The organism is Sphingobium fuliginis, from assembly GCF_015074805.1.
GTDB classification, from domain to species: Bacteria; Pseudomonadota; Alphaproteobacteria; order Sphingomonadales; family Sphingomonadaceae; genus Sphingobium; species Sphingobium fuliginis.
In genome coordinates, this window is the sequence record NZ_CP060035.1 from 3,157,676 (window position 1) to 3,171,788 (window position 14,113).

General features: G+C 63.8%; 13 protein-coding genes. 5 read left to right on the forward strand and 8 right to left on the reverse strand.

Annotation, left to right across the window (positions count from 1 at the left end; all coding sequences use genetic code 11):
* Positions 1–21: 21 nt before the first annotated feature.
* Both H5V43_RS15285 and H5V43_RS15290 read right to left on the reverse strand, forming a co-directional pair.
* A complete protein-coding gene (locus H5V43_RS15285; protein ID WP_037482918.1) occupies positions 22–774 on the reverse strand; it encodes a molybdopterin-dependent oxidoreductase in 753 nt (250 codons plus the stop codon).
* Entirely contained in the window at positions 771–1,502 is a 732-nt protein-coding gene (locus H5V43_RS15290; protein WP_025549674.1) for a cytochrome b/b6 domain-containing protein, read from the reverse strand. The genes H5V43_RS15285 and H5V43_RS15290 overlap by 4 nt, the downstream gene beginning before the upstream one ends.
* 291 nt (positions 1,503–1,793) lie before the next feature.
* On the opposite strand from H5V43_RS15290, the gene H5V43_RS15295 reads away from it, so the two are divergent.
* Together H5V43_RS15295 and H5V43_RS15300 are read left to right on the forward strand one after the other, a co-directional pair.
* Positions 1,794–2,300: a porin family protein gene (locus H5V43_RS15295; RefSeq protein WP_025549673.1), complete on the forward strand. Its 507-nt coding sequence runs from the start codon at positions 1,794–1,796 to the stop codon at positions 2,298–2,300.
* Positions 2,301–2,608: 308 nt separating this feature from the next.
* Complete coding sequence (locus tag H5V43_RS15300) at positions 2,609–3,118, forward strand: outer membrane protein (RefSeq protein ID WP_025549672.1); 510 nt, start codon at positions 2,609–2,611, stop codon at positions 3,116–3,118.
* A gap of 135 nt (positions 3,119–3,253) precedes the next feature.
* Here the strand turns inward: H5V43_RS15300 and H5V43_RS15305 are convergent, their stop codons facing one another.
* The 3 genes from H5V43_RS15305 to H5V43_RS15315 form a co-directional block, all read right to left on the reverse strand.
* Positions 3,254–3,679, reverse strand: coding sequence for a hypothetical protein (locus tag H5V43_RS15305; RefSeq protein WP_025549671.1), 426 nt, complete (start codon positions 3,677–3,679; stop codon positions 3,254–3,256).
* 107 nt (positions 3,680–3,786) lie between these two features.
* Positions 3,787–5,046 (reverse strand): dual-specificity RNA methyltransferase RlmN, encoded by a 1,260-nt coding sequence (rlmN, locus tag H5V43_RS15310; RefSeq protein ID WP_025549670.1) that lies wholly within the window; start codon positions 5,044–5,046, stop codon positions 3,787–3,789.
* Between the two features lie 59 nt (positions 5,047–5,105).
* Positions 5,106–5,618: a hypothetical protein gene (locus H5V43_RS15315; protein ID WP_044660342.1), complete on the reverse strand. Its 513-nt coding sequence runs from the start codon at positions 5,616–5,618 to the stop codon at positions 5,106–5,108.
* Between the two features lie 151 nt (positions 5,619–5,769).
* Between H5V43_RS15315 and dnaN the strand changes: the two genes are divergently transcribed.
* From dnaN to H5V43_RS15330, 3 genes are all read left to right on the forward strand, one after another.
* Complete coding sequence (dnaN, locus tag H5V43_RS15320; RefSeq protein WP_025549668.1) at positions 5,770–6,882, forward strand: DNA polymerase III subunit beta; 1,113 nt, start codon at positions 5,770–5,772, stop codon at positions 6,880–6,882.
* 133 nt (positions 6,883–7,015) lie between these two features.
* Positions 7,016–9,625, forward strand: coding sequence for an EAL domain-containing protein (locus tag H5V43_RS15325; protein ID WP_025549667.1), 2,610 nt, complete (start codon positions 7,016–7,018; stop codon positions 9,623–9,625).
* Between the two features lie 208 nt (positions 9,626–9,833).
* Positions 9,834–11,054 carry an MBL fold metallo-hydrolase gene (locus H5V43_RS15330; protein WP_025549666.1) on the forward strand — a complete coding sequence of 407 codons (1,221 nt, stop codon included), beginning with the start codon at positions 9,834–9,836 and terminating at the stop codon, positions 11,052–11,054.
* Between the two features lie 46 nt (positions 11,055–11,100).
* Here the strand turns inward: H5V43_RS15330 and H5V43_RS15335 are convergent, their stop codons facing one another.
* The 3 genes from H5V43_RS15335 to H5V43_RS15345 form a co-directional block, all read right to left on the reverse strand.
* The gene (locus H5V43_RS15335) at positions 11,101–11,850 is read right to left on the reverse strand and encodes a ParA family protein (protein WP_025549665.1); all 750 of its coding nucleotides are present in this window, start codon (positions 11,848–11,850) and stop codon (positions 11,101–11,103) included.
* A gap of 364 nt (positions 11,851–12,214) precedes the next feature.
* On the reverse strand, positions 12,215–13,585 hold the full coding sequence (locus H5V43_RS15340) for a class II 3-deoxy-7-phosphoheptulonate synthase (protein ID WP_099185235.1): 1,371 nt from the start codon (positions 13,583–13,585) through the stop codon (positions 12,215–12,217).
* A 91-nt stretch (positions 13,586–13,676) separates the two neighbouring features.
* Entirely contained in the window at positions 13,677–13,994 is a 318-nt protein-coding gene (locus tag H5V43_RS15345) for a Rap1a/Tai family immunity protein (protein WP_044662810.1), read from the reverse strand.
* Positions 13,995–14,113: the final 119 nt, after the last annotated feature.

The window sequence follows — 14,113 nt, forward strand, 5'->3', positions numbered from 1 at the left end:
TGTCAGGTCATTCCGCTGCCGTCAAATGCCCGCATACCAGTCATAGCCGGCGCGGTCCTCCCAATAGCCGCCCTTGCCGCCGCCTATGCCGTCCAGACTCGCAACCGCTTCAATCTTCATCAGATATTTCGCCTGCTTATAGCCCAGTTGCCGCTCCACCCGCAGCCGGAGCGGCGCGCCATTGGCCACGCGCAGGGGTTCGTCGTTGAGCGCGAAGGCGAGGATCGTCTGCGGGTGGAAGGCGTCCACCAGATCGATGCTTTCATAATAGCCGCGCCCGCCGCCCATATCGTCGGCGCAGTGGAAGACGATGTACCGCGCCCCGTCCCGCAGCCGCGCCGCGTCGAGGATCGGCTTCAACGGCACGCCGCGCCATTTGCCGATGGCGCTCCACCCCTCTACGCAGTCGTGGCGCGTGATCTGCTCCCGATGGGGCAGGGCGTGGAGCTGCGCCAAGGAGAGGGAAAGCGGCCGTCCCACCAGTCCGGTCACATGCAGCCGCCAGTCGGCAAAGCCGTTGCGCCACAGCGCCTTATATTCGGCTGTGTTCGGATTGGCGGTACCGTTGGGGCGGAAGAAGGGAGAAATCTGGTCCGGCCGGAATTCCCGCGCCAGCGCGTCGCGGGCCATCAGGCTGCGCTGCGCCCATTTGTGGAAATTCCCGGCGGAAAACAGCGCCTCGCGCATCGTCTCGTTCTTCGCCAGCCGGTCGCATCCCGCCAGCGTCGCGGCGGCGCCCAGTACCAGGGTCCGACGGTCGAGGATCAGGCTCATCGCCGCGCCTCCGGCACGCGATAGCGTCCGCTGATCATCGAGCGGATTTCGTTCAGGGGCCCGGCCAGCACCACCATCAGCATATGCACCAGGAAGAAGGCGACGAGCATGAAGGCCGTGATGAAATGGATCGAGCGTGCCGACTGGCGCCCGCCGAACAGGTCGACCAGCCAGGGCCATGCCGCGTTCATGCCTGGCGACATGGTGAGGCCCGTCAGGATCAGGATCGGCAGCGCGACGAAGATCACGCCGATATAGCTGGCCTTTTGCAACATATTGTAGCGCAGCGCCGCTTCGCCGGTTGGGAAATGCAGCCGGGCATGGTCCTTTATGTCCTGCCAGACATGGCGCGGCGCCAGTTCGTCGCGCCGGAAGGCCAGGTCGCGCGCCAGATGCCCGCCGAACAGGCTCCAGACCATGTAGAAGAGCAGCGCGAAGGCAAAGATCGGCGCGGCGCTCAGATGCCAGTGCCGCGACATCGCCAGATTATAGTGGGCGGGCAGCGTGATCCAGCTTCCGAACCGCTCCAGCACCAGCCACGGGCGGTCGAGATTCGCGCCATAATGCCCCCAATAAAGCCGGGGATGCGCATTGAAGATGCCAAGCCCGCTGGCGAACAGCACGTAGAGCAGCAGCGCATTCAGCCAATGCCACAGGCGCGTCGGTCCTTTGTGGCGCAGCACCAGCTTCGGTTCGGCGGCTATCGGCTCGGATGAGGCGCTATCCATAGGCTGCTGTTACCCTTTTGCACCAACAGCGTCAAAAAGGACGATGCCGTTACGCGCATGAATCATTTTTCATGATCCCGTTCATGTGGGAGCCAGATTGCGGGTCCATAAGCGCCGCTGCCGGGATCGAGTAAAGTTTCCGGATTTTTGAAGCTCCTATGGATAGATGCCCTGTAAGTTCAATAGGGATGATATGAAAATATTTATCAGATCCGTCTCTTTTAAAAACCGATTGAGAACATAAATCGATCTCACCCGGTTCAGGGTATCGAACAAGTCATGAGGAATACCATGAAAACTGCGATTATCGCAGCGATTGCTGCTGCCACCGTTTCTGTTCCTGCCTTTGCTCAGGATGTCGCGCCTTTTACTGGTCCGCGCGCCGGCATTACCATGGGCTATGACAAGGTTCAGGGCGACGACGGCTTCAGCTATGGCGTGTCGACCGGCTATGATCTGGCCGTCACCCCGCATGTGACCTTCGGTCCGGAAGTCTCGCTCAGCGAGTCCACGGCGAAGTTCAGTGGCGTGGATGCGAGCCGCGATCTCGCCGCATCGGTGCGCCTTGGCTATGTCGTGACGCCGCAGGTGCTGGCGTTCGGCAAGGTCGGATACGCCAACAGCCGCTTCGAAGTCCCTGGCGACCACCAGACGCTGGAAGGCGTGCGCTATGGCGGTGGCCTCGAATATTCGGTGACTCCGCGCACCTATATTTCGGCCGAATATCAGCGGACCGAATATGAAGACAATTTCGGCGGCCGCGATGCGGGCGTGGTGGGGATCGGCTTCCGTTTCTGAGTTGGGTGCCGCTGGGTATGACAAGGGGCGGTCCCGCTGGGGCCGCCCCATTTTCATGCAAACTCATACTGTTGCGGAAAAGCATCATACATTTGTAAAGTTCATATCCATATTGCAACAATCACGATCGCGTTACATATGCGCGCCGTCAGCGATGCATGTCGCTGCGTGCAGGACGGGGGGATGAACCGAATTATCTCGGTATTCCGAATGACGATGAAATAACGACACGCAACGTCATCCCCGTAAAAAGAACAAGCGGCAGTCCACATCACCGGACTGTTCGTTTCTGATGACATGAGGATTTTATGAAGACTGTGATTTTCGCAGCCCTTGCTGCTGCCGCCGTTTCCGCTCCCGCTTTCGCTCAGGACGCCGCGCCCTTCACCGGCCCGCGCGCCGGCGTGACGCTGGGCTACGACAAAGTTGGCGGCGAAGAAGGCTTCAGCTATGGCGTCAGCACCGGTTACGATCTGGCCGTCACCCCGAACATCACCTTCGGCCCGGAAGTGTCGTTCGGCGATTCCACCGTGGATGAGGCCGGTCTGGATGTCAGCCGCGATCTGGCCGCTTCGGTGCGCCTGGGCTACATCCTGACCCCGCGCGTTCTGGCGTTCGGCAAGGTCGGCTATGCCACCACCCGCTTCGAGGTCGCCGGCTTGGGCAGCACCAATCTGGAAGGCGTGCGTTATGGCGGCGGCGTGGAATTCGCCGTGACCGGCAACACCTATATCTCGGCTGAATATCAGCGCACCGAATATGAAGACAATGCTGGCGGCCGTGACGCCGGCGTCGTCGGTATCGGTTTCCGCTTCTAATCCCTCTCGGATAGAACAGGGAAAGGGCGGCCCGGTGGGGCCGCCCTTTTCCTATGCTTGCTCACACCGTTCCAATGATACGCCCAATTTTTCCTGCCTTCACAGGAACACGGCCCAACAGAAACAGCACAAACCCTAAGCCCAGGGGAGAGGCGTCAGGTCCGGTTCCACCCAGCGCCGCCGCGCTTCCGTCGACATCAGCCGCTCGCGCGACCAATAGGCGAACAGCCAGTCCTTGTCGGCCATGGGCGAACGCATCAGCGCCGCAAAGGCCTCCGCCGGCGACGGTTCGCCCGGCAAGCCCGCCAGCACTGCCCGCGCCGCCTTCAGCGATGCCATGGTAATCGTCTCATGATAGCCGGCGCTGTCGCTGTTCACGCCGCCCATGCTCTCGTTATAGGCCGCGATCATCCCGGGCATGTCCCGCTCGGCCAGCATGTCCGTCCGCCGCAGCATGAGCCACAGGGCCGTCGCGAAATGCGCGCCATGCGTCCACTCCTCCTTGGGCAGCGTCCGCGCGCAAAAGCCGCTGGCGATCCGCTCGATCTCTTCGTCCGTCATTGTCATCCATCCTTTCATGCCGCCCGGACGAAGCCGACAAGAAAAACCCCGCCGTCCGGGCGGGGTTTGCATCTCGCGCCGCAAAGGCGCAGGTCATCGGCCCCGCTCTATCCGAGCGCCGCTTGCTTCTCCGCCTCCAGCCGGTCCAGCTCCGCCCGGCTTTTCTTCTCGGAAGCGGACTTGAGCTGGCCGCAGGCGGCCATGATGTCCCGCCCGCGCGGTGTGCGCACCGGCGCGGAGATCCCGCCTTCGAACACGATGTCGGAAAAGCGCCTTATCCGCTCGGGCGTCGAACATTCATAATCCGTGCCCGGCCAGGGGTTGAACGGGATCAGGTTGACCTTCGCCGGCAGCTTGTACTGGCGAAGCAGCCGGACCAGCTCGCGCGCATCCTCGTCGCTGTCATTCTTGTCCTTGATCATGACATATTCGAAGGTGATGCGCCGCGCATTGTTCGCCCCCGGATAGTCGGCGCAGGCCTGCAAAAGCTGATCGATGCCGAACTTCCTGTTGAGCGGCACCAGTTCGTCGCGCACATCCTTGGTCACGGCGTGCAGCGACACGGCGAGGTTGACGCCGATCTCCTCGCCCGCCCGCGCCATCATCGGCACAACGCCGGAGGTGGAGAGGGTGATGCGCCGCTTCGACAGGGCAAGTCCATCGCCGTCCATCACGACCTTCAGCGCATCGCGCACATGGTCGAAATTATAGAGCGGCTCGCCCATGCCCATCATCACGATATTGGTCAGCATGCGGCCATCGGTCGTATATTGCGGCGCATCGTCGGCTTCATCGTCATTGGCGGACGCCATGCTGCCCTTGGGCCACTCGCCCAATGCATCGCGCGCCAGCATCACCTGGCCCACAATCTCGCCCGGCGTCAGGTTGCGCACCAGCCGCATCGTGCCCGTATGGCAGAAACGGCAGTTGAGCGTGCAGCCCACCTGGCTCGATACGCACAGCGTCCCCCGGTCCGCGTCCGGGATGAACACCATCTCATAATCCTGCCCGTCGTCGGAGCGCAGCAGCCATTTGCGCGTGCCGTCGCTCGAGACCTGCGCCTCCACGACCTGCGGACGACCGATGACGAAGCGCTCCGCCATCCAGCCGCGCATCGGCTTGGCAAGGTCGGTCATGGCGTCGAAATCGGTCTCGCCGCGATGGTAGAGCCAGTGGAACAATTGCTTGGACCGCAGTTTCGCCTGCCTGGTATCGAGCCCCGATTCCTCCAGCACGCCCTTGATCTGCGGCCGCGACAGCCCCATCAGGTCGACGCGCCCATCCTCACGAGGCGTCACCGCGCGGGGCACGGGCACAGGGTCGATAGCGCCGGGAATCGGCATCAAGGGGTTGGCGGCTGTCTGCATGGCCGCGCCCATAGCGGATTTTGGGGGATTTTGGAAGGGCGGTGAATGGCGCACGCCCCTCACCGCAATCGCGCGCACCCCAGCGCCGCGGCATCGATCGCCGTGGCCGCCCCGCGCAACGCATAGGTGTCCGCAAAGCCCCGCCCACGCGCATCCCGCGTCTGCACACTCATGCTGGTGGCGGAGCGCATCGCCGCGATGATTGCCGCATCCGCCCGCGCATCGGGCGCCCAGGCATCCACCTGCCCCGCCACCAGCGTAAAGCGCCGGTCCCCCACATTCAGGATCACCGCAGCGTCCCCCATCCGCATCCTGCTCAAGCGGAAATGCACCTGCCCCCGCACCGATTGGCGCGGCCAGCTCCCGACCGCCGCAAAGCCCTCCGATCCCGCTGCGACGGGCATGGCGATCGCATAGCAACGGGGGCCACCGGATTGGGAAGGGGTCGGATCTCGAAACGCCCCCCACGCCTCGAACACGCCCAGAGAGTCCCGCGCCTGCGCGGCCGTGGCCATGATCATCAGGGGGAGGGCGAGGGGCCATGGAGCTTTCACATCCCCGGCAAAGCGCATGCTGTTCCCTTTTGCAACCCTTTGGCAAACGAAACGATCACCCAGCGCTTGCAGGGGCCGTCACAGCGGCTATGAAGGATCATCCATCATTGTCGCCCGGATTCGACCGAGTTCGGGCTTTGCGCAGAAAAGAAACGGACAGAACAGGGACATGAAGGCCACCATCGAACGCGCAACGCTGCTCAAGAGCCTCAGCCACGTCCAGTCGGTGGTCGAGCGGCGCAACACGATTCCGATCCTGTCCAACGTGCTGATCGAAGCATCGGCCGATGGCGCGATCAAGCTGATGGCGACCGACCTCGACCTCCAGATCGTCGAAAGCGTCGCCGCCCAGGTGGAACAGCCCGGCGCGACCACCATTTCGGCGCACACCCTGTTCGACATCGCGCGCAAGCTGCCCGAAGGCAGCCAGGTCTCGCTCCAGGCCGCCGAGGGCAAGATGCTGATCCAGGCAGGCCGCGCCCGCTTCAACCTGTCGACCCTGCCGCGCGACGACTTCCCGGTGATCGCGGAAGGCGACCTGCCGACCAGCTTCGAACTGCCCGCCGAAACGCTGAAGCAGATCATCGACAAGACGCGCTTCGCCATCTCGACCGAAGAGACGCGCTATTATCTGAACGGCATCTATTTCCACGTTTCGGACGAGGGACAGCCTGTGCTGAAGGCGGCGGCGACCGACGGCCATCGCCTGGCGCGCGTCACCGTGCCGCGACCCGACGGCGCGGACGGCATGCCGGGCATCATCGTGCCGAGGAAGTGCATCGGGGAACTGCGCAAGCTGCTCGACGAGGTGGAAGGCTCTGTGCAGATTTCGCTGTCGGCGAGCAAGATCCGCTTCGGCCTGGGCAGCGCCATCCTGACCAGCAAGCTGATCGATGGCACCTTCCCTGATTACAGCCGCGTCATCCCGACCGCCAACGACAAGCTGCTGAAGATCGATCCGCGCAGCTTCGAGGAAGGCGTGGACCGCGTGGCGACCATCGCCACCGAAAAGACCCGCGCCGTCAAGATGACGCTGGACCGCGACAAGATCACCCTTTCCGTCACCAGCCCGGAAAACGGCACGGCGGCCGAGGAAGTCCCCGGGACCTTCCAGGGCGAGGGCTTCGACATCGGTTTCAACGCGCGTTATCTGCTCGACATCCTGGGCCAGATCGACAGTGATCTGGTCGAACTGCACCTGGCCGACGCCGCTGCGCCGACGCTGATCCGCGAAGATGATCGCAGCCCCGCGCTCTATGTGCTGATGCCCATGCGCGTTTGAGGGTTTTGCCCGGTTGCGGACATTGACGCTTCCCCTCCCCTTCAGGGGCGGGGATTAGTGGCGGGAAACCACCCGCCGCAGACCTTGCCTGTCGGGTAAGTTTCTTTCAATCTCTTGTCGTTACGCAGGGAATATGACTTCCTTGCGGGCGAACCTGGCAGAACTGCATACGCGGCGGACCGATCTGGTCGCGGCGCTTGGCCTTGCCGAAAGCGGGGCTGCCGTCGACGCTTCCTGGATTTCCGGCACCTTCGTCCATATCGCCCGGCTCTGGCCGCTTGTCCTGCTGGGGAAGCTCTGCATCACCGCTCTGCTGCATGTGCCTTTCTATGATGAGGGCAATGTCGGCCATGCCGTTGCCCTGGCGGCCATGCTGCTGGTCGACGGCATTGCCATCGTCGTGCCGCGCGGAGCCCGGTTCCAGCTTTTGCGGCCACATCACCAGAAATGGCTGATGCTGCCGATGGTGCTGCTCTCGGGCCTCAGCTTCAGCCTGATGCTGGGGCCGTCGCTGATCGCCGGCGAGCCTTCGCGCAATCTGGCCGCGGAAATGGCGGTCGCGTTGATGGCCGTGTCGATCTTCGGCGACCGGCGCCTGTTGGGTGTCAGCTATTTCTGCGGCCTGCTGATCGCCTCCATCCTGCATCGGGGCGATTTCGCGCAGGTCGGCCTGTTGATCAGTTGCATAGCCGCGATGCTGGTCGCCGCGCTGCGCCAGGCGCATGCCGACATGAACCGCGCCATCGCCTTCCATCAGCGGGATCTGAGGGCCCAGCGCTCCGACCGGCTGCTCCATGACTATGAACAGTCAGGTCGCGGCTGGTTCTGGGAAACCGACCGCCACGGATGCATCGTCTATATTTCCGACACATTGGCCCGTACCTTGGGGTTGGGCAACGATGCCCTGATCGGCCGTCCGATCACGGAAATCATCCGTCCCGGCGACCGGCAGGATGGCGATGGCGAGCGCACATTGGGGTTCCACCTGTCGGCGCGCACCGGCTTTGCCGAAATTCCCGTCCGCGCCGCTATGGCGAAGGACGAGCGCTGGTGGTCGATCTCCGGCCAGCCGGTGTTCAACGAATTCGGCCAGTTCCACGGCTTCCGGGGCAGCGGCACGGACCTTACCGAAATGCGCCGCAGCCAGGCGGAGGTGACGCGGCTCGCCCAATATGATTCGCTGACCGGCCTTGCCAACCGGGTGCAGATGATGCGCTCGCTGGAGCAGGCGGTCGCGGGCAAGAACGGGCAGCCGCGTGACTGCACGCTGATGATGCTGGACCTCGACCGGTTCAAGATCGTCAACGACACGCTGGGCCATCCGGCTGGCGATGCGCTGCTGCGCCAGGTCAGCGAGCGTATCCGGCGGGTTGTCGGCAACAAGGGGCTGGTCGGACGTCAGGGCGGTGATGAATTCAAGATCCTGCTGCCCGGCCGACCCGACAAGATCACCCTGGACCATCTGGCGCGGGCGATCATCACCGATGTGTCCCAGCCCTATACGGTGGAGGGAACGGCGGTCGTCATCGGGGTGTCGATCGGCATTTCCTTCTGCCCGCAGGATGGCGTGACGGCCGAGGAACTCATCCGCAATGCCGATCTTGCGCTCTACGCCGCCAAGGGGGACGGGCGCGGCATCTATCGCTTCTATTCCCCGGAGATGCATGCCGATGCCGAGGATCGCCGCCAGTTGGAGGAGGATCTGCGCAAGGCGCTGGTCGAAAACGCCCTGCACCTCGTCTATCAGCCGGTGGTTTCCTCCCGGACCGAGCAGATTACCGGCTATGAAGCGCTGCTGCGCTGGCAGCATCCGGTGCGCGGCTTGATCTCTCCCACGCTGTTTATCCCCATTGCGGAGGAAAGCGGCCTGATCGGCCCGATCGGTGAATGGGTGCTCCGCACCGCCTGCCGCGATGCGGCGCAGTGGGCCGACGGGGTTAGGGTGGCCGTCAACGTCTCACCGATCCAGTTCGCCAATCACGGCCTGCCCTCGATCGTCATGAATGCGCTCGCCGCCTCCGGGCTGGCGGCCCAGCGACTGGAGCTGGAGATCACCGAAAGCGTGTTCCTGAACGACGATGATGGCACGGACTCGATGTTCTCCCGGCTGAAGGGCATCGGGGTGCGACTGGCGCTCGACGATTTCGGCACCGGCTATTCCTCGCTCGGCTATCTCAAGAAAGCGCCGTTCGACAAGATCAAGATCGACCAGAGCTTCGTGCGCGGCGCCGCGATCAAGGGCAGCCCTAACAGCGCGATCATCAAGGCGATCGTCAGCCTGGCCGAAGCGCTGGGCATGGATACCACGGCCGAAGGGGCGGAGACGCAGGATGAACTCGCGCTGATCCGCAACCTAGGGTGCAGCCATATCCAGGGCTATGTCTATGGCCGCCCGCTGCCGGCGGCGGACGTGCTGGTCCAGCAACACCGCCATGGCGGCGTGGTCGCGCCGCAGGGCTTCCAGTCGAGCCGGACGGAACGCAAGACCATGTTGCGTACCGTGGCCGTGCACCATGACGGTCATGTCTATACCGGGCGCATCCGCAACATCTCCGCCACGGGTGCGCAGTTGGAGGGCCTGTGGAACGTGCCGGAGGGCACGCTGTTCGCCATCGAACTGGGCGACAACCAGACCGTCAATGCCATCGCGCGATGGTCCAAGGACGACCGGCTGGGGGTGGAATTCGTCCAGGCGATCAACCCGTCGACATTGCGCGCCGTGCCTCGTTCCATGGCATCCTGAGGGTGCGAGGCGGGTCAGGATGGCTGGGTGTGGGGCGACGGAGATAGTCGGGTTCCGCCATTAGGCGCGCGGTGCTCCCGCGTAGGAGCATGCTTTACCCAGACCAACATCAACGTCCGCTCTCCACTCTTGCCCCTTCCTCCATCTCCACGCTTGCCGATACCTTGAACCGCGCTATGTCCGTCCGGTCATCGGAGCGGGAGACGGCATGGGCGGCATCGTCGGGAAAATCGTCAAAGGCTTGGGCGTTGCGCTGCTGTTTCTGGTTGTCGCCCTGTGCCTGGCGGTGACCGTCGTTCCACCCTTTCTCGACCGCATCTATTATGAAGGGCCGGTCACCCGCCATTATGACGGGGAACGCTTCTTCAATCCCGATGGGGACATCCGCTCTCCCGCACCGGCGGGCGGCAACCCGCGCGGTTTCATCGCGCGGTGGCTGCTGGGTCAGGACGACCGGCCCTCATGGCCTGACATGGTGGCGGTCAAGCCTTCGCGCCCGCCTGCCTTCGCGGCGCCGCGTGGCATGATCGCCACCTGGGTGGGACATGCCACCGTACTCGTGCAGGCGGCGGGCCTCAATATCCTCACCGATCCGATCTGGTCCGACCATGCCAGCCCCTTTCCGCCCCTGGGGCCCCGGCGGGTGGCGCAGCCGGGCGTGCGCTTCGACGATCTGCCGAGGATCGACCTCATCCTCCTCAGCCACAATCATTACGACCATATGGACATCCCCACGCTGAAAAGGCTTTGGAAACGGGACAGGCCGAAGATCGTCACCAGCCTGGGCAATGACGCGATCCTGAAAGCCAACGGCATTCCGTCGACGGCGCTCGACTGGGGGCAATCGATAAGCGGCGCGGCGTTGAACGGCCTGGGCGACGGCACGGTGATCCAATGCGAAAATTATGAGCATTGCCCGGATTATCGCGTTCATGTGCTGCGCAACCATCATTGGAGCAGCCGCTGGGGCACTGACCGCAGCCGGGCGCTCTGGTCGAGCTTCTTCGTCAGCACGCGGGCGGGCAATATCTTCTTCGCGGGCGACACGGGCGCTGGCGATATGGCCTGGCCCGCGGACGCGGCGCGGCTGGGGCCGATCAGGCTGGCGATGATCCCGATTGGCGCCTTCCGCTTCCATGCCGGACAAATGCAGTCGGATTCCCATGTCGGGCCGGAACAGGCCGTGCAGATTTTCGAAAAGCTCAAGGCCTCGACCGCCATTCCCATCCATTGGGGGACGTTCCGCCTTTCCTACGAGAAATGGGATACCCCGCCCAAAATGCTGGAACTCCAACTGCGTTGCGCAGGCATTGAACGGCGGCGTTTTGCGCCCCTTCGGGTCGGGCAGTCGATCCTGGTGCCCGGCTGGTCGCCCGTGCCGCACAGGGAGAAGCGGTGCGATCCGGGCGCGATCGCGAGGTTGAAGTAGGCGGAGGCTGTTGGCAGGCGGTAACCCGCCAAATCCTGTCGCCGCCCTAACGTTTCTGGAGCTGCCGCTCGATCGTCGTCCAAAGTCCGGCAAAGGCCTGGGCGGATGGGGATGAGGCCGCGAAGGCGCCCAGCGGTTTGCGGCGGACAGCCATTTGTTCGACCGCGCTGGCCATGGGAATGGCCGGCCAGCCGGGCTGGGATTCCAGGGCTGCGCGATGCAGGCCACGGCGGCGGTCGACCATGGAATAGACCGGCATGATCGGCGGATGGCTGCCGCCGCGCTGCACCAGATAGCGGGCGACCTCCCCCATGGCGCGTTGGGCGAGGGGGGAGGGGATGACCGGAATGACGATCATGTCCGCCGCGCGCAGCACCTGCTCGCTGGTTTCGGTGAGGCCGGGCGGACAATCCAGGATGATCCGGTCATAATCCTTGCCCAGGCTCTCGATCAGCTTGGCGAGACGCTTCTTCTTGTCCATCTCCCGGAACAGATGGTCGAGGCTGCGCAGCGAGGTGTCGGCGGCGATCAGGTCGAGGCCCTGCACCGTCGAGGGTTGGATCAGCTTGCGGACCTCCACATCCTTGCTGAAGATCGCCTGCGCGGCGTCGCGGCTTTCGCTGTCCGTGGAGATCAGCCAGCTCGACGCGGCCTGTGGGTCGAGATCCCACAGCAATGTCCGCCGTTTCGAAATGCTTGCGGATGCCCAGGCGAGGTTGATCGCGAAGGTGGTTTTCCCGACCCCGCCCTTCAGGCTGTAGACGGCGATGGTCGCCACTTGCGGTTCCTTTGCCATATGCGGAGGCTATCTTGCTGCACCGCCAAAGCAAGGGCTGAATCATGGGATTGTTACGTGCATGTGACGGACCCTGCCGGACCCTCGATTACCAGCCCGCCGTCGAAGAGGATGATGGGTTGGTCCGCTGGCGGGTTTTGATGGCCAGTGCCGATCATTCCTCGTTCACCCCCATCCGTTCGGACTGAGCCTGTCGCCATCCTGCGCTTTCCCCAAGGAAGCGTGGCGCTTCGACAAGCTCAGCGCGAAAGAGGTGCTAATCCGGCGCCCGCGACATAGGGCGCTCAAACGAGCACCGGGATTGCGCCAAGAAAAATCCCGCCGCGAGGCATGGTCGCGGCGGGATCATTTCCGTTTCGAAGGATCAGGCGGCTGCCCGGCGTTCCTTCAGTTCCTCGTTCAGCATTTCTGCGAGCAGGAACGCGAGTTCCAGGCTCTGCGCCGCGTTGAGGCGCGGGTCGCAATGGGTGTGGTAGCGATCCGCAAGGCCTTCGTCCGTGATCGCCACGGCGCCGCCGGTGCACTCCGTCACATTCTGGCCGGTCATTTCGGCATGGATGCCGCCGCCGAAGCTGCCCTCCGCCCGGTGAACGGCGAAGAAACCGCGCACCTCCGCCAGGATGCGGTCGAACGGCCGCGTCTTGTAGCCATTGGCCGCCTTGATGACATTGCCGTGCATCGGGTCGCAGGACCAGACCACCGGATGGCCTTCCTTCAGCACCGCGCGGACCAGCCTGGGCAGGCCCGCCTCGATCTTGTCATGGCCGTAGCGGGTGATAAGCGTGATCCGGCCCGCTTCCCGGCTGGGATTCAGCACGTCCAGCAGGCGGATCAGCGCATCCGGCTCCAGGCTGGGGCCGCATTTCATGCCGATCGGATTGCCGATGCCGCGCAGATATTCGACATGCGCCGACCCTTCGAACCGGGTGCGATCCCCGATCCACAGCATATGCGCGGAGGTGTCGTACCAGTCGCCGGTCAGCGAATCCTGCCGGGTCAGCGCCTGCTCATAGGGCAGCAGCAGCGCCTCATGGCTGGTGTAGAAGCTCGTTCCCCCCAATTGCGGCACGGTTTCGGGCGACAGGCCGCAGGCGCGCATGAAGTCGAGCGCCTGTCCGATCTGGTCGGCCATCGCCTCGAACTTCGCGGCCCAGGGGCTGCGGCCCATGAAATCCAGCATCCAGCCATGGACCCGGTCCAGGCTGGCATAGCCCCCGGTCGAAAAGGCCCGCAGCAAGTTAAGCGTCGCCGCCGACTGGTTATAGGCGCGGATCATCCGCCCCGCGTCGGGTTCGCGCGCCTCCGCCGTGAAGGCGATGTCGTTGACATTGTCGCCGCGATAGCTGGGCAGTTCGACGCCGCCGATCGTCTCCGTATCGGCGGAGCGCGGCTTGGCGAACTGGCCAGCCATGCGGCCGACCTTCACGATCGGCAGCTTGGACGCAAAGGTCAGCACCACCGCCATCTGCAGCAGCACGCGGAAGGTGTCGCGGATATTGTTCGGATGGAACTCCGCAAAGCTCTCCGCGCAATCGCCGCCCTGAAGCAGGAACGCCTCGCCATTCGTCACCCTGGCGAGTTCGGCCTTCAGGCTGCGCGCTTCGCCGGCAAAGACGAGCGGGGGAAACTGGCTGAGCTGAGCCTCCACGGCGGCAAGCGCCTGGCCGTCACGATAGACGGGCATCTGGATGCCCTTTTGGCTGCGCCAGCTTTCCGGCGTCCACTTCGCCGCCACGTCGAGTCTCCCAAAGATCGTAAAATAGGGGCCGCACCTACGCGCAACCAGTGGCTAACGCAAGTTTATAGCGGCGGCGTGCGGGGGCCCGTTATTTCTGGCAAGGATAATGTTCGTTGAGCGCCACGCTGACCAGGACGGAGGCAGGCGCCTGCCGCTGGTCGGGATAACGGGTCAGATAGGTGAGGACGATGCGCTTCACTTCCTCCGCATTCATCTGGGCGGGCCAGCAATTGGGCTTGGCCCGGCCGATGAACACATCCTTCTTGATGCCGTCCACCGCGCCGACGATATAGGCGGTGCAGGCCAGGGCATATTCCGGCGCCTTGTTGCGGCATTTGGCGAGCAGGGTCGTTCCCGTCTCGAACATATAGCTTTGCGCAGGCGCAGCGACGGTCGGTATCGTCATGGCGCCAATTCCCATGAACGCTGCGGTTGCGGCTTTTAGCATGCGCGGAATATGCCCGCTTGCCTGACATATGTACAAACGGGCCGGCTGATCCGCCGCACGGTCCGGCTCAGCCGCCG